Raw genomic sequence first — 15,403 nt, 5'->3', positions numbered from 1 at the left:
CTCAGTCTCAGGGGGCACCCCTGTGGTGCCGTGACCACCACAAAGACGGGCGAAAAGCGGAGCAGGCAGGGGCGACACCGGAAGCCGCACGCGCCGCCGGAGCGGACTGAATGTCCCGCGCACGGCGGGGAACGGGTGAGGATGGCGGCGAAGCTTCCCTTGCAGGCGAAGCGGCCCGGCTACAGTGAGGGCACGGCACTTTGCATCTGCCGGTTTCCGGCCAGCGGACGGGAAGCGGCAAAAGAAGCGGAGCGAAGCGACTTCATTATTCCTTACTGAAGAGATGCCGCCGGTCGGGGCGGCATCGGGGTGAAAGGTCAGGGCCGGTAGTCTTCCCACCGGCAGTCGCACCGGTCACAGATGACGGGCGCATCCGGCGTGCCGCTCACCGCCCACTCATCGAGGAACCGCAGGCCGGTCAGGGTGTCGGCCTCACGTTCATCAAGCAGGACGATGCTTTTGAGCCAGACGTTGCCCCGATCAAACTGCCAGTAGCAGCCCTGTGAGCAGACGGGCCGATCCGGTGGCCACCAGTTTTCACCCATCCGCTCGCACGCCGCCTCAGCCAGAGCGAAGTCACTCCCCCGGAGCAGCATGTGATACTCGTGCGAGGTGCTGCCCACCTCTTCCTGCCAGCTGACAAGCCAGATATTCATTCTTCCTCCCTCCGCGCCCGGATGTGCTCAGCACACTCGCGCATGAATGCCCAGCTGAGGCTCAGGTCGGCATCAAAGGTTCCATCCGCCAGTTCAATGGCTGCCGTTATCTCATCCGGGGTCAGGTCTGAGTCGATGTCTTCAAAGTCATCCGCCACCCAGAGATGGGCAACGCAGGGTGTGTCCGGCGCGAAACGCGCCAGGTCGGCCATCAGTCCGGCAATGGTGAGTTCTCTTTTCATGGTGTTTACGGCGGGTTTCCCCGCCGCCTCCTGTCAGCCGCCGTAGTGCCCGACGTTGTTCACAATCCAGTCCGGACCGGTTACGCAGGCGAAACCGTCCTCATCCTCTTCACTCCACTCCAGCGAACTGCTCATGCTGTCTGTCAGTAACCCTCCGGCATACGCGTCACAGCCGCAGAAGTCGCAGCCGCTTTCGGCGTACCAGTGCTCAATGGCCACACCGAATCGCTCACTGAGGGCCGCAAAGACACGGCCATCCGGGGGAGACCAGGGCGTGTCAAAGTCCACCTCCAGACACTCCGGGCCGCCGTCGGTTATCTCCAGCGCGTAACCGCAGGGCCACTTCACACCGTACCGGGCGATGTAGAATTCGTAGCCGCCCGGCACACCGGCCAGCAGCCCGCCGTTAAAGCCGTTGATTTCCACGTCGAGGCGCGTGGGCAGCAGCAGGCGCATGTCAAATTCCGCAGCGCCTTCATCGTCATCATCACTGCACACCCGGTTCCAGCATTCGCTGAGGCCCGTCCCTTTCATCCCTGCCCAGTCGAAATGCTTTTTTCGCCAGATGTCGGCCATCACCGCCTGCGCGTCGCCGTCCAGCGTGTTCCACGTCCGGCTGCTGAGGCCGGTGGCCAGCCACAGGTCGTGCAGCCGTTCGCAGGTTTCTTCCGTCAGTTCCGCGCCGTCACGCAGCTGCGTGAGCCACGCTGTAAACGCGGCGTTTTCCGGGGTGTGTTCTCCCTGTCCCGCCGCCGTCAGCGCCGGATACGGCGCATACGTCTCGTCCGTTACCGGACGCAGCAGCCCGGCACAGCCCGCCAGAAACAGCTGTATACCCTGCCCTTCTGCCCGCGCGTAGAGAGGACGCACCTCTCCCCGCATCAGCGCCCGCACCTTACTCACGTTCTCCGCCAGGCCGGTCACACGCAGCCTGTTTGCACACCAGTTCGGCATGATTTGCTCCTCAGTCAGTGGTTGCACGGCCTCACCTGCGCCGTGCCGCCACAGCAGCCGGGCGAAAAGCGGAGCAGTCAGGGGCGGACGCGCAAGCCGCACGCGCCGCCGGAGCGGACTGAATGTCCCGCGCACGGCGGGGAACGGGTGAGCGAACGAGCGCCAGCGGTCCTTGACTGCGCAGCGGCCCGGCTAACGTGAAGGCACGGTGCAGGCCCTGAAAAAAGAGAAAGAGAGAGAAATGCGTCAGAGGGTGACGGTGAAGTCCGGCGTCAGGCGAAGCCGCCACGCCGGTGAAAAGCGGAGCGCAGCGACGGCCTTGAGACGAAAAAAAACCGCCCGGAGGCGGTCTGCTGAGATCTGAAACAGTGGGGGTAATCCGGGGGCGGAAAGCGATGATGGGCAAGGGGCGTCAAGCGCCCGGTGAAAATGATTCTGCTGCTGCGGCCATCCTCAGATTGCCAGTGCCGTCACGCTTACGTCACGTCCTGCATGGTAATATGCGGATGCTACACACACTATTAACGATGAACTCCGCGCCTCAGCGCACTTGCCTGGCCTGATTCCACCTCTGGCCGGGTTCTTTTTTTTCACCCACGCGCCCGTCAGACCCTGCCCCGCTGGAGTTCAAGCGTGGTCAGCGCCAGCGTCAGCACCTTCTGCCGGTGCTGGTTATCGCTCAGCTCCGCATAAAACAAATCGTCACGCAGGCATTCCGTCAGCGTGTCGTGGTTCACCTCATAGCCTGACTGAAAGATGCGACCTGCAGCCGTGCGCACCGCATCACGCACGTCGGCAAACACCACCATAGAGTTGTGAATGTCTTTCATCAGCTCACGCTCATCGCGAAATCTTTCACGCCGCGTCTGCCCGGAACGGGATGCACTCATCGCAAAGCCCTGTCTATTTTTTACACAGGCACACAGCATGCTCCGGCGAGCCCCTGCTGTCCACCAGGTTCTTTATCCGGTGGGGAAGGCTGGTAGTATCCGATACTGAATTTCCGGCACTCAGGTGCGCTTACATAATCCTGCCCCTTAAAACGTGAGCTGGCCACGCACGCCGCAGTACACGGCTGAGGCGTACCGCAGTGGAGCAAGGAACGAACAGTCGTGTCGGGGAAGCGTCATTTCGCTTATGTCAGCAACGACTGCTTACGTGCACCCCTGCCTGAAACTGCCCGACAAAAAAATCATTAGTCTGCTCAGTAAGATAGGCACCTCCTCATCAGAGTACCGTTTCGTTCCTCTTGCCATGCGTCTCCGGCTCAATAATACTGTTTTTATATACAGTATTATTTAGGGAGGAAATTAACCATGCCAGATTCATTCATTGCCGCACCGGCTTCAGGCCATTCAGTCCGGAGAGCGGCACCATGAAAGCGACATCCTCTCAGGGCGGGCTGACGCTATTCAGGCCTGCCGATATCCGTCCCGTGATGCGCATCCCGCTGTTTGTTGAACGCTGCGCGGCAGGTTTCCCCTCCCCTGCCACCGACTATGTCGAGGCCGAGCTGGACCTGAACGAGCTCTGCATCACCCACCGGGCCGCCACATTTTTTGTACGCGCCAGCGGCAGCAGCATGGAAGACCTGGGCCTGTATGACGGCGACGTGATGGTCGTGGATCGTGCGAAAGAAGCCACGCACGGTGACATCGTCATTGCGGAGGTCGGCGGGGAATTCACCGTCAAGCGCCTGCAACTGCACCCACAGATTGCCCTGCGCCCGATGAACCCGGCTTATCCTGTCATTTATCCCGAAGAGCTGCACCTGCTGGGCGTGGTCACCTGGTTCTTCCACAATACCGAGGCGCGCCGGAGGTAATCATGCCGATGTTCGGTCTGGCTGACGTCAACAGCTTCTACGCGTCCTGTGAGGCCCTGTTCAGGCCTGATTTGCGGGGAAAACCCGTCGTCGTCCTTTCGAACAACGACGGCTGCGTCATAGCAAGAAGCAAAGCGGCCAAAGCCCTTGGAATAAAAATGGGGGCGCCGTGGTTCCAGATAAAGACGCTGGAATTTCCGGAAAAAGTGCATGTCTTTAGCTCAAATTATGCTTTATATCATAGCCTTAGCCAGCGCGTGATGTCTGCTCTGGAAGATATGACGCCAAAAGTCGAGCAGTACTCCATTGATGAAATGTTCCTCGACCTGACCGGCATCGATGGCTGTGAGGACTTTGAGCACTTTGGCCACCGGCTGCGTGCCCACGTTCTGGCCAGAACCGGACTGACGATTGGCGCCGGCATCGGTCCGACCAAAACGCTGGCCAAATCAGCGCAGTGGGCCTCGAAGGAGTGGCCCCAGTTTAAGGGCGTACTGGCGCTGACGCCCGGAAACCCGAAGCGGACCGAGGCGCTGCTGATGCGCCAGCCGGTCGAGGAAATCTGGGGCGTTGGCCGCCGCATAGGCAAAAAGCTGAACCTGCTCGGCATCACTAACGCGCTCGAGCTGGCACGCACGCACCCCGCCTTCATCCGGAAGAACTTTTCGGTGGTGCTGGAAAGGACGGTGCGCGAGCTGAACGGCGAGGCGTGTATTCCTCTTGAGGAGATGCCGCCGGCAAAGCAGCAGATTGTCTGCAGCCGCAGTTTCGGCTCACGCATTACCACCAAAGTGGCCATGCAGCAGGCACTCTGCCAGTACGCCTCGCGCGCCGCGGAAAAGCTGCGCGGCGAACGCCAGTACTGCCGGCACATCAGCGTGTTTGTCCGGACATCGCCGCACGCTGTTGGTGAGACGTTTTACGGCAACACGGCCGGGGAAAAACTCACCCTGCCCACGCAGGACACGCGCGATATTATCGGCGTGGCCATGCGTGCGCTGGACCGCATCTGGGTGGATGGCCACCGGTACATGAAAGCCGGTGTCATGCTTGATGACTTCACGCCTCACGGTGTCAGCCAGCTGAACCTGTTTGACGACAACCGGCCGCGGGCGAACAGCGCGCAGCTGATGCAGGTGCTGGACGGTATCAACCAGTCAGGCCTCGGACGGGTGTGGTTTGCGGGTCAGGGAATTGATACCGAATGGAAGATGAAACGGGACATGCTGTCACCGGCATGGACGACGCGCTGGAGCGACATTCCAGTAGCACGTGTTTACTGAGCGACAGAGCGACACGATGTGGCCAGACGCCTGTCTGAGGGTTTCAGGTCGACAGGCAGCCAGCGCAAAATTACAATTCTTTAAAACCTTAAAATCGCAAAAACTTAATTACAGAAAATCGTAATTAAGTTCCTTGTTCACCATCAGCTTATTCTGGCTGATATTTTTCACGCAGCAGTTCCCTGACTTCATCTGCGATTTTCGTTCCGCGGTTTGCACAGGCTGATTTTATCGCCTTGTGAAGACTCTCTGTGACATCGATTGTAAGACGCTTCATTTTTTCCTGTTCAGCATCCTGAGCAGGCACTTCCCTGCTTTCGACCCACGCATCTGCAGCAGGCGCCCTTTCTGCACGACGTGCGAAATTGACTTTTTTACCGGTCATACATCCATCTCCAGAATTTCTTTAACAACGGCCTTTATCTCAGCTGAAGCAGCTGACTCGCCCAGCTCATGAACGGCTTTCCCCTGCCCTGCCGCCTCAGCAAAGACCACGCGCTGGCAGACGGTGCTGTTCAGCACCTGTGTGTCATAGGTGGCAAGCGCATCAACCACATCCCGACCAATCGCCGTATTTGTAATTTTACGATTAACCACAAATACAGATTTCAGTGTTTCTTTATAAATTTTAGCTTCCCGAATGAGGTTTACCACTTCTTCGGCAGCCCAGACGTCATAAGGACTTGGCTGAACGGGGATGAGAACGAGGTCTGCAGCCATGATTGCGGAACGGGCCAGGTCTGTTACCCTGGGAGGGCCGTCGATGATGATGTGGTCGTAATCAGCGGTGAACTTACCGATATCTTTATGCAGCGTGGCACGGGGGAGGCCCAGCACCGCAAAGTGTGATTCATCTTCCCTCGCGGCCGCCCAGTCAAGGGAACTCCCCTGAGGGTCGGCGTCAAGCAGAAGCACACGGGCGCCCTCGGCAGCAAGCTGGCCGGCAATGTTGACGCTGAGGGTCGTTTTACCCACACCACCTTTCTGATTCAGGACAGAAATAATCATATCTGACTCCGTTCGGGTTACAGTTAAACTTAAAATCGCAAATACGATTTTAAAGAAATCATGCCGTAAAATCGCAAAGATGTAAAGTCGCAAAAACACATAATCGTAATTCATTAAAATCGTATTTGCGTATAACTGTAAAATCGTACTTGCAGGCTAATCACGGAGGTCCCAGGTTTCAGGATGGCCATCGCAGAAACCACAGCCAACCATACTGCTTTGGTCTGGGACAGAGGAACTGGGATAAGAACAGCAGGCGCACCACTCAAGCGAGTCGTAGTAGGTCAGGCACTGCGTGCACAGGTATCCTTCTCCATACTGACAAACTGTGTCGTATCCCTCACATTCGCAGCACCCTGCCGGTGTGGACAGGTGGGGATATTCATCCGGAAGGGGATCACTTTCATCCAGAGCTGAAAAGCGGTCCTGTGAATGATTGCAGTTATTGCAACGAAAAGCCTCATCACCTTCCTCGAGTTTACTTTCATGCAGACATTCAGGGCAGCGGACAAGAATGTAGCGCTCAAACTGGCTACAGACCTTACAGTCTTCTGTAAAAACCGGCGTATGACCATCTTTGATGACGAGGAACGCCGCCTGTGAGCAGACCTTACAGATACGGTAATGATGTGGCGACTCTTCCAGCTGTTCCCTGACAGAACGGAATTTCGCACCGGCGTAGTATTTACTGCTGTTAAGCAGGGCTATATTTATTTTATTCACATCTGACCACTGCTCAGTGTAAAAAGCCTTACGCCATTCAAGGGTGATCAGTCTGGAAAGGGCGAACCACGCATCTGCCTGCTCGTTACGTAAGGCATTGAGATCGGCATCCGTTACGGCGTCGTGGTAAAAATGCACCATGCGGTTGCGATGCTTCTGAACCGTTTCAAAAAATAACCGTGTCTTGTCATCAATGCAGATACCGAGCTCAGACTGCAGAAGTGCGCAGGTCTCGGCGAAACCGACAGAGCGGAAGTCCCCTGACAGGAATTCCTCCCTTGAGATCGCATCTTTGCGTTTGGTCCCGGCAACTATCAGCCGCCAGTTCCGGTTGACAAGCGGGACCTTCATCAGGATTTCGACACCGTTCCAGAAGTTGACCACAGAAAATTTGGGATCGCTCTCAAGCTCTGAGATGGCTTTATTAAGGAAAGTGAGGCCGTTTTCCATCAACGCTGACGCATCATCATTGTCAGGAACATCCGGAAGTAATGTCATCGTCATAGACCCTTTGTCGCAAAATCGTTTTTAAGGATTAGCGCATAATCTTATTTGCGACTAATCGTAAAATCGCATTTACTGATTTACTTTCATAGCGTTGAATAGGGAGGCTGAGATATTTTTTGGCGAACGGCAGCGAGGTCAATTTCCCCATGACGCATCATCACTTTGTGTGCCTTCAGCGGATACCACCTCCATGACAGAACAGATTTAGAAAAACTGAACAGCCACATAAACTCAAAATCGCATTTACGATTAGTCGCAAATCTTCATTTGCGATTCTACATTTTGGTGACACTACATTCCATGTGAAGGGCAGATTCACAAAAACAAATTTACCTGGACAATCAGGGCTGCTGTTGACGTTTAAGCTTCTGACTTTCTCTATCCATTCATCCGCGCATGGTTTTCATTTGGGTAAAGACGTTTTCAGGTAGCTCAAATGAGAAACAGTCTAATTGAAGGCTGCATCACCTTCTTCATCAATATCTTTTTGCATGCCCTTGAGAATCTGACCATCAATCTCACGAGTAAACGCCAGCACCTGACAGGCCAAGTCGGTTACTTCATTGTGCCCGATGGATAACAGCGTCCCTTCAGTATCCTTGCCGTTACGGTGAACGATGTCATGCCGGCGTTTAACCGCAGCACCCAGAATGGGCATCGATGAGTCAGGAAACTTCGTAAGCAGTGTGCTGCTGAATATGTTTTTGGCCGTCTCGATTTTGTGCAGCGACAGAAGATCGAGCGCGTCTTTGATTTGCGTATCGATGCCTGACAGCTTTTTATAAAGCTGAGAAATGGTGAATTTTTTTTCTTGGAACTGCTCGTAGCTCTCAACAAAACGCTGTTTTACTGCGGGACGTGCGAAAATTTCTCGTCTGAGTATGTCGCCCAGATAGGCCTCCATGGCAGTGATGATACTGGCATAGCACATGCGCTGTAGTGAATAATTTTCTGGCTGAGAAGACGACAGGTCCTGAATATCCCGGATTGATGCGCGGCAGCCCTTATGTGGCCATGTTTCCTTCTCCGATATCTCTCCAACATCTTCAAAATTATCTTCATCATCTTCATTCATCAGCTGAGTAACATCGAGTTCGCAGAGCACGTCGTCTTGACAGGACGCCAGAAAAGCCACCACAAACTGCTCCCAGTCATTCCCCGGAAAATTAAATATTCCGGTTAAAGGGTAGTTACTATAGATGGGAACATAACTCAGCATGGCGTTTACCAGAGGATTCTCGCTGAGATCGCACCACCATGGTCCGTCGGAGTAATGCTCTTTAGCAGTATCCTGCAGCTTTAAAGCTTCCGGAAAAGCGGCAATCCAGTCGCTTAAATACGTATCCCTTACCACGCTGACAAACCTATCATAAACTCGCAGATGAAACTTAGCGCGACGGTTACCCGTACCGGCTACAACAAATTCATCCACCTGGCCGTTCAGCCTGACTATTTCAGTCTGTATGGTGTCGAGCATCCTGTTCAGGCTAAGGTCAAAATAACGTTCGCATGTAGCCAAATCGTAGCCAGCAAGCGCCATACGTCCGCGAATAATGGCAGCAGTGGCACGAAATCCCACGAAAAGATTGACGATATTTGCAGCATTGCCAGGCTGGGCCTCAACAATCCTGTCGCGCTTTCTGAAGAACCAGCGGTCATATCTGATAGTAAATTCATGAACTTCAAGACCGGCAATTACGATGCCTGTAAAAGATGACATGTATCTTTCCTTTATATGTTTTGAGGCAGTCCCCGTAGCAGCTGCAGGGATGTTTCGGTGTCCAGGCTGAACCGCACCTGGTGGCTGGCCGCCACATCAAGCGCAAACACCTTCGTGTAAACTTCTGTTGACTCAAACTTCTCGTGGCCGAGCAGGGACTGCAGTACCTTTGGCGGCACGTGGTGGTAGAGCATGTGCATGGCGAAGCTGTGCCGGAACGTGTGCGGCGAAATCTCAATGCTGAACCGGACGCCGGCACGCGCAGCTGCATCGGTGGCGCGGTTTATCCAGTTCCGCACCGTGCGATCGGAGACAGTCCAGATCGGCAGGGCTCGGCGCTCACCGGTATCACTGTCGGTATCAAATTCCTCCCTGACGCTCGCAAACAGCCTTCTCATTTCGTCCACGTAAGCCGGATCGGAAAGGGGCACCACGCGGTTGGGGCTGGTGCCCCGCCGGGGGCGTCCGCTGCCGGCGCGACGCTGCTTGGCCGTGCGGATGATGACGTGCGGAATGGTGTCATTCAGGCGAAAATCACGCCGGCGCAGCGCCAGCGCTTCATTGAGCCGGCTGCCGGTACACCATAACGTGTTAACCAGCGCGTGCTGCGACCAGTCAGGCAGGTGGTGCAGCAGGCCGGTGACTTCGGGCGCCAGCAGGTAGCGGGGCAGCTCGGCGTAGGCCGCGGCCATGGACCGCAGCGCCAGCGCCCGGCCGTAGTCGGGCTGCGCGGCCGGCAGCGTGATCGGACCATTAACGGACGGTAGCGACATAAACCCTCATTCTTCGGTGACAACGCTGTGTGAAATCTGGCGGGATTTACCCCTGCCGGTTTCTCAGATTTCACACAGCGACGTCTGTTCGTGACAGATCCATTTTCGCCTGTCTGACGGCGGCAGACCACCCAAAAAATCCGCTGAGCGGATCGGCGTCATTTTCCGGTTTATGGATATATACCATATTTCGGAAGAAAACAGCAGTGAGGGCAGGGCGGGGGCGCCTGACAAAAGCGTCATTTTCGCCTGGATAAGGGGGATGAGTGGGTGATCGGACACCGTATATTGTGGTCCGTGCGGAAAAGGGTCCTTCTGACGCCTTTTTTCCTCTTATTACAGAAAACGGAAACGCATGGCTCAGGCACAAACATTCGGACTGTGAAAGATGGCACTGACCGGCTAAGCCGATACGTGGCCGGACGCATAAACATGTAAAACGGTATACTGAGCTGACGTACAAAAGGACAGATCGTATTTTAAAAAATCAGATATTAGCAGCAGAACAGCAATTACTCGCGGCTGACTATGTTGCGTCTGATACAGGTACCGGACCATTTTTCCTGAAAAGGTATGTGAGCAGGTATATTCAGGAATAGTTTTATTTTCGGTGAAGTACCTTATTGAAGAAAATACATATCCCTGCGACATAAATAGAATTCAGTAGCCTGATACTTTTTAAAATCACGGCAAAAGAACAAAAAATAAACACAAGAAGATAATATAAATTTTTTCAAGTCTTTTGTGAAAAATAATTTGATCTTCATCCGGGCTTTTAATATAATCTTTTTTATTGGAGTGGAGTGCCAAGCCTCACGAGGCTACGTAAAGCACACCGCCGGATTGAATAGCACTAAGGTTGAGAAAACGTGAATGAATGAATAAATGACGGAACGCTTAGTGCTATTACTTAAGCCTGCCCTGAATCTATATCCCTCGCACGACCTCAGCCACCTTATCAGGTGGTTTTTTATTGCCTGTAAATAAGCATTCAATTCAAACTTCATAAACTGCCGTTTTTCTCCGCCTGCGCGATCAACGTTCGCTCAGGAGACGGGTATCCCCTTGCCGTAATCCGGCATACGGGAAATGGCGCAGACATTAACGACTGAAGAATAAGCGGGAGGAAGTATGAGTGGATAGATAAAAGTAACACCGGTAAGTATCACGTTAACGGACAAACCGTCCTGAGACCGAAAACATTTTAAGTGAGATGAAATATGAATATTTCAAACACAAATGCAGTGACTCTAATCAACCTAACTACGCGAGGTTTAAATGGCTATAAATCAAGAAGACACAGGACATGACCTTTACAAAGCACTGAGTGAAGTACGCAAGAACGTAGGACATATTTATACAGCATGCACTGAAGGAAAACGGTTGAGGCTTACTGCCTTGATTGTTTTGACGGCAGTAATGGTGGCTGCCGTGCTCTTGGTGAAACCTTTAGTTATCGCAATCTTGACCAAATGGTTTATCGGTACCTGGGGGTTACCACTTACCGTCAGCAAGGTCGCAGCGAGTTGCGCAGGAAAGTATTTCACTACGCAACTCGGGAATGTATTGCGGTACTGGGTTCTTAAAATCGATAAATAGTAGGCAAATGGTTGTTAGTACTTGTTCCCGGCGGCAACCGGGAACAAGTACATATAGTAACCATACTGATTAGCGAATGCAAGCCCGGTACAATTACTGAACACCATATCCTTTTAGTTCAGTGATTGAAAACAATGGTACTTTCGGACACTATTCATGTGTAACATGAATAGTGTTTCGTGACGCATGTACTATTAGTTCATGTGAAACATGAATAAGGAAAGAGCCATGCGTATATCCGGTCTGCAGAGAAAAGTGCTTCTCATCCTGTCCGAACTTGAGGCCCGAGGCCATGATGCTCCCCTGCCTGTCATGCAGCTGCTGAAGATACTCAACACCGCCTCTCCTAAAGAAATTTATGACACTAATCTGCGCACGTCACTGCACACACTGCACCGTAACGGACTGGTCCATAAATACCGTAATGCGTCTCTGAACCTGGCTTTTTCGCTGACGGAAACCGGCCGCCGGAGAGCTGCCGCAATCCGATACGAACTTATTTTATAAACCGCTGTTAAAAAAATGAGGAAATGCGTGAATCTCTATCACTACACTGACCTGAATGCCGTTCATTCCATACTGAATACGCATAAAATCAGGATGACCGACATCCGTTTTCTGAACGACAAGACAGAGTATTTGCAGGGGCTTGAACTTTTACATGAAGCGGCACATGACGTATTAAAACAGAAATTGGATTATGACGAGGATTTTTTAAAAGTCCTGCCTGGATGGTTTGAAGACGCCTTTCAAGAATTATACGATTTTGAAAATGCCAGTGAAATATTTTATGTAGCATCATTCAGTTTCTCTTCAGATACGCTGAGTCAGTGGCGAAGCTATGGTATGTTTGCCATCGGGTTTGACAGAGAAAAACTGGAAGAAAGGGTAAGCGAATGGGCTTCGCAGAAAAGAAAAGGGACCAGGAAATCCATAAAATACGAATTTATTGAATGTTATTATATTTTCGATAAAGACGATGCATTACAAGAAGCCTCCGAGTTAATACGTACGAAAGTGATTGCTGAACTCTTTCAGTGGTGGATACCTTACTATGCGATTAGAGGTAATATGCATCTCTACAGAGACTTGAGAGAAATCATAAGTATGCTGGCCACGACATTCAAGCACAGATCTTTTTATGAAGAAGAGGAAGTGAGACTGGTCATCCGCGACGAAATCGTTTCAGACAAAATCAGTTTCCGTACCAAAAATAATATTCTGATCCCGTATTATGAGTTAGACGTATCACCTGACGTTATTTCTGGCGTAAAAATCGGCCCGGTTGAAGACCAAAAAATCACGGAACAATCGCTCTACATTTATAACCTGCACAGGGCCACCAAATTAGGTGATCGCAAGTATCAATTAGACATTGAAACATCCGATATTCCCTACAGAACGCTGTAGAAAGAATGGGGCACGGTTAAATGCCCGCTTCACAGGAACGGAGGATGAACATGACCTTAAGGCCTGTCAGCAAAATGGCTCCTGACGGAGATCTGAAGCGCAGGGTATCCGGCGATGAAGAAACTGTATGAGACGTTTTCCTGCAGCAAGCAGGTACGTAATTCATGCCTCATACCGTGTAGGCGCATCAGAGGACCTTAGAAAGAATAAACCCGGAAAAACAGTAATCCGTTCAGCTGAAAAGCCAGCGTCGGGCACGGGCGGATTCAATCAGCATGGCGATCGTAAGAGGGATAGCCTCACGCGGATTTCTTGGATAGTAGTGGCTGAACACCACCTGATCGGAATCCATTCCGAACGCATCAAAGACGTTCTGCAGGCATTCGGCCGCATCTTCCGGGTCCAGCTTCATGTCCAGATTGAGCGACGTTTCGGGCGTGAGCGTTTTTTTCCGGAACGTCAGCAGGGAGCGGCCGTTCCAGGGCTCAATGAGCGCCATCACGCGCGCCTGGGTGTCATCTACCATAACTTATCCTCCCCGCGGGCGATGGTGTTATACCGGTTGACCGTGTGAAAGCTGATATCGGCAACATCTCTGGCCAGAATCACCCAGCCCACGACAGGGACCGCACGCCCGATAAAAGTACTGAGCTTGTGTGTCCATCGTATACGCGCCGTCCAGGGGGGATATCCTCCCACGACAGTGGGGAGCTGAATGCTGAAGGGAAACTTGGCGGTCCGGAATACTCTGCGCGCAGCACGTGAAGCGTAGGATGTGCCCTTTTCCGCATCGCGCGGTTTGGCCCGGGTAGTCAGGACATTCCGCCCGGAAAGGATGGCCACGATCGCGCCGAAGTCATCAACGCCCAGCTGTGCGGCGACTTCCTCGCAGAAAATCATGAAAAAGAGCTCACCTGCGGTCAGGTTTGGTCTGCCCGCGTAGAAATAGGTGCCATTGAGTTCTTCAGTGGTGTCCAACGTCTGCGCCCTCACACTCAGCCCGGGTTATCTTCCTGACGAAGATGTGAAGATACCGCTGAGCGTGACGACTGGCAACCTGACGGTCAGGAGCGCACAGCCTGACATCAGTTTCCTTCAGGCTTGTCCTCTTTCTGGTAAACCGGATCGTTGCCCTTTGGCAGTGTCTGCGCAACCTGCCGGTAATAGGCGAGGCGCTCACGGAAATACTCCCGCAGCGCCTCTGGCTGCTGCAGTTCTGTTTCCATCGTAATAACAGGTTTGTTCATCCGCTCTTTCCAGGCAACGCCCGAAGCAGCGAGATCAACATTGATTTTATCCCGCTCAAGCCTGTCTTTTGCTGCAATATTATGTGACATGGTAACTCCTCCTGAACACAGTATACCGCCTGTACAGGCAGAAGCGTCAGGAGGGGTTGATATGATGGCCAGAACAGCCGGTGGGATTACGCATGCGGTTTTGCGTCGGGCACAGTCAGGGACAGCTTCAACAGCACGCGGCTGGTGACAAACGGTCTCAGCATTTTCATGGATTTGACACCCAGCTTTTTCTGCACGGAACTCATGGCTTCTTTAACCGTATCTTCAGACACCCCCCGGTATTCAGCGAGATCCTTTATCGTGATATGGCCAAAGACCAGCATGCAAACCTGAGTGGCCTGCAGCACTGTCAGCTCAGGGAAAAACTTCGTCAGCGATTCATAATTTTCGTATTCGTTAGCAGCCATAGTGACCTCTTGGGCAAATTAACAGCGATACGTTTTCCCAGAGTTCATAAATCATGTAACTGATTAACTGTTCCTGCTTTCAAACTAAAAGAACGGTGAGTTTTAAAATAACTCACCAAATTATCAGGTATCTAATTTTAATTATGAGATATCATTGTAATTTTTGTTAAGACAATGCGGAGTATTGTTTTTTTATAAATTTCCGCGAACATAAACGGGAGAAGAAAAAACGAATCCCCTGGTGTTGTTTATATTCTGTAACAAATGACACGACTGGATGCAGTAATTTACACCCAAATTGCAGATTAAATAAATTACAAAAATAATACCACTTTTAAATTCCTTGCACTCTGTTTTTTATTTATATAACCTCTCCAAAATAAAAGGGAATTAAGCATCTTCCGGTCTGTTGTTTCATTTATCCGCAGGATACACCACACCGGAACGGAGTAAATGGGGTTATTCACCCCATTGACAGGTGCAATGACTTGTGTATAAGCATTCTTATTCCGAAGAGAGTAATCTGCTTTATACATCTGCAAGCCGCAAGGAACGTACTTTGAAGATCACACTTATTACCAATCCTTCCCACCAGGAAAAAAACGTTATTACTGATGGACTCTGGAGTCACAACGCCACATTCCATCCCGTTGAAATCGAACCGTTTTTGCTCTACTGCAAAGACGATGATGGCAACGTCGCTGGGGGTCTGATCGCGCAGACCTGGTGGGGGACTCTTGAAATTCAGTATTTATGGATCGCTGAACGTATCAGGGGTAAGGGTTATGGAAAAGAGTTGATGTCAGCTGCTGAAGCAGAGGCCAGAAAACGGAACTGCCACATGGCAACCGTGGACACGTTCGATTTTCAGGCCAGGTCGTTCTATGAAAAGCTCGGTTACAAAGAGTACGGCTCACTCCCAGGCTATGCACATAAGTTCAGGCGTCACTACCTGGCAAAAGAATTTACGTAGCATACCTGCGAAAGCAGAGGTATGT

Annotated in this window: 20 protein-coding genes; 7 read left to right on the top strand and 13 right to left on the bottom strand. The window is 52.1% G+C overall.

What is annotated here, in order from left to right; translation table 11 throughout:
* The first annotated feature begins 141 nt into the window (after positions 1–141).
* Entirely contained in the window at positions 142–279 is a 138-nt protein-coding gene (locus GC090_RS23030) for a hypothetical protein (protein WP_324022242.1), read from the top strand.
* A gap of 38 nt (positions 280–317) precedes the next feature.
* Here GC090_RS23030 and GC090_RS23025 read toward each other — a convergent pair whose 3' ends face one another.
* The 4 genes from GC090_RS23025 to GC090_RS23010 form a co-directional block, all read right to left on the bottom strand.
* Positions 318–656: a hypothetical protein gene (locus GC090_RS23025; RefSeq protein ID WP_324022240.1), complete on the bottom strand. Its 339-nt coding sequence runs from the start codon at positions 654–656 to the stop codon at positions 318–320.
* Complete coding sequence (locus GC090_RS23020; protein WP_324022238.1) at positions 653–898, bottom strand: hypothetical protein; 246 nt, start codon at positions 896–898, stop codon at positions 653–655. The genes GC090_RS23025 and GC090_RS23020 overlap by 4 nt, the downstream gene beginning before the upstream one ends.
* A 33-nt stretch (positions 899–931) precedes the next feature.
* Complete coding sequence (locus GC090_RS23015) at positions 932–1,852, bottom strand: DUF1281 domain-containing protein (RefSeq protein WP_324022378.1); 921 nt, start codon at positions 1,850–1,852, stop codon at positions 932–934.
* Positions 1,853–2,457: 605 nt separating this feature from the next.
* Complete coding sequence (locus tag GC090_RS23010; RefSeq protein WP_324022236.1) at positions 2,458–2,742, bottom strand: hypothetical protein; 285 nt, start codon at positions 2,740–2,742, stop codon at positions 2,458–2,460.
* Between the two features lie 485 nt (positions 2,743–3,227).
* On the opposite strand from GC090_RS23010, the gene umuD reads away from it, so the two are divergent.
* Positions 3,228–3,677, top strand: a complete 450-nt coding sequence (gene umuD / locus GC090_RS23005) for a translesion error-prone DNA polymerase V autoproteolytic subunit (RefSeq protein ID WP_246874365.1) — start codon at positions 3,228–3,230, stop codon at positions 3,675–3,677.
* 8 nt (positions 3,678–3,685) lie between these two features.
* Positions 3,686–4,960: a translesion error-prone DNA polymerase V subunit UmuC gene (gene umuC, locus GC090_RS23000; RefSeq protein WP_324022234.1), complete on the top strand. Its 1,275-nt coding sequence runs from the start codon at positions 3,686–3,688 to the stop codon at positions 4,958–4,960.
* 148 nt (positions 4,961–5,108) lie between these two features.
* Here umuC and GC090_RS22995 read toward each other — a convergent pair whose 3' ends face one another.
* The 5 genes from GC090_RS22995 to GC090_RS22975 form a co-directional block, all read right to left on the bottom strand.
* Positions 5,109–5,345 carry a plasmid partition protein ParG gene (locus GC090_RS22995; RefSeq protein ID WP_029571223.1) on the bottom strand — a complete coding sequence of 79 codons (237 nt, stop codon included), beginning with the start codon at positions 5,343–5,345 and terminating at the stop codon, positions 5,109–5,111.
* The gene (gene parA, locus GC090_RS22990) at positions 5,342–5,968 is read right to left on the bottom strand and encodes a ParA family partition ATPase (protein ID WP_324022376.1); all 627 of its coding nucleotides are present in this window, start codon (positions 5,966–5,968) and stop codon (positions 5,342–5,344) included. Before parA ends, GC090_RS22995 begins: the two co-directional genes overlap by 4 nt.
* Positions 5,969–6,124: 156 nt before the next feature.
* Positions 6,125–7,189, bottom strand: coding sequence for a hsdR (locus tag GC090_RS22985; protein ID WP_324022231.1), 1,065 nt, complete (start codon positions 7,187–7,189; stop codon positions 6,125–6,127).
* 457 nt (positions 7,190–7,646) lie between these two features.
* A complete protein-coding gene (locus GC090_RS22980; protein ID WP_324022229.1) occupies positions 7,647–8,918 on the bottom strand; it encodes a HEPN/Toprim-associated domain-containing protein in 1,272 nt (423 codons plus the stop codon).
* 11 nt (positions 8,919–8,929) lie between these two features.
* Positions 8,930–9,691 carry a tyrosine-type recombinase/integrase gene (locus GC090_RS22975; protein ID WP_324022227.1) on the bottom strand — a complete coding sequence of 254 codons (762 nt, stop codon included), beginning with the start codon at positions 9,689–9,691 and terminating at the stop codon, positions 8,930–8,932.
* Positions 9,692–10,969: 1,278 nt separating this feature from the next.
* On the opposite strand from GC090_RS22975, the gene GC090_RS22970 reads away from it, so the two are divergent.
* From GC090_RS22970 to GC090_RS22960, 3 genes are all read left to right on the top strand, one after another.
* Positions 10,970–11,290, top strand: a complete 321-nt coding sequence (locus tag GC090_RS22970) for a hypothetical protein (RefSeq protein WP_324022373.1) — start codon at positions 10,970–10,972, stop codon at positions 11,288–11,290.
* A 228-nt stretch (positions 11,291–11,518) separates the two neighbouring features.
* Entirely contained in the window at positions 11,519–11,797 is a 279-nt protein-coding gene (locus GC090_RS22965) for a chromosome segregation protein ParM (RefSeq protein WP_324022372.1), read from the top strand.
* Positions 11,798–11,890: 93 nt separating this feature from the next.
* Positions 11,891–12,700: a DUF2971 domain-containing protein gene (locus GC090_RS22960; RefSeq protein WP_324022370.1), complete on the top strand. Its 810-nt coding sequence runs from the start codon at positions 11,891–11,893 to the stop codon at positions 12,698–12,700.
* A gap of 232 nt (positions 12,701–12,932) precedes the next feature.
* On the opposite strand, the gene GC090_RS22955 is transcribed toward GC090_RS22960, so the two are convergent.
* The 4 genes from GC090_RS22955 to GC090_RS22940 all read right to left on the bottom strand — a co-directional run bounded on the left by GC090_RS22955 (position 12,933) and on the right by GC090_RS22940 (position 14,405).
* Positions 12,933–13,226: a DUF1493 family protein gene (locus GC090_RS22955; RefSeq protein ID WP_324022368.1), complete on the bottom strand. Its 294-nt coding sequence runs from the start codon at positions 13,224–13,226 to the stop codon at positions 12,933–12,935.
* The gene (locus GC090_RS22950) at positions 13,220–13,678 is read right to left on the bottom strand and encodes an STM2901 family protein (protein ID WP_324022366.1); all 459 of its coding nucleotides are present in this window, start codon (positions 13,676–13,678) and stop codon (positions 13,220–13,222) included. Before GC090_RS22950 ends, GC090_RS22955 begins: the two co-directional genes overlap by 7 nt.
* Positions 13,679–13,785: 107 nt before the next feature.
* A complete protein-coding gene (locus GC090_RS22945) occupies positions 13,786–14,037 on the bottom strand; it encodes a DNA polymerase III subunit theta (protein ID WP_324022365.1) in 252 nt (83 codons plus the stop codon).
* Positions 14,038–14,123: 86 nt separating this feature from the next.
* Positions 14,124–14,405: a helix-turn-helix transcriptional regulator gene (locus GC090_RS22940; protein ID WP_324022363.1), complete on the bottom strand. Its 282-nt coding sequence runs from the start codon at positions 14,403–14,405 to the stop codon at positions 14,124–14,126.
* 559 nt (positions 14,406–14,964) lie between these two features.
* Between GC090_RS22940 and GC090_RS22935 the strand changes: the two genes are divergently transcribed.
* A complete protein-coding gene (locus GC090_RS22935; RefSeq protein WP_324022361.1) occupies positions 14,965–15,378 on the top strand; it encodes a GNAT family N-acetyltransferase in 414 nt (137 codons plus the stop codon).
* The last annotated feature ends 25 nt before the right edge of the window (positions 15,379–15,403 follow it).

Origin of the sequence: Pantoea sp. JZ29 (assembly GCF_035190385.1) — a bacterium.
Taxonomy (GTDB): domain Bacteria; phylum Pseudomonadota; class Gammaproteobacteria; order Enterobacterales; family Enterobacteriaceae; genus Pantoea; species Pantoea stewartii.
This window is presented reverse-complemented; position numbering and strand designations above follow the sequence as displayed.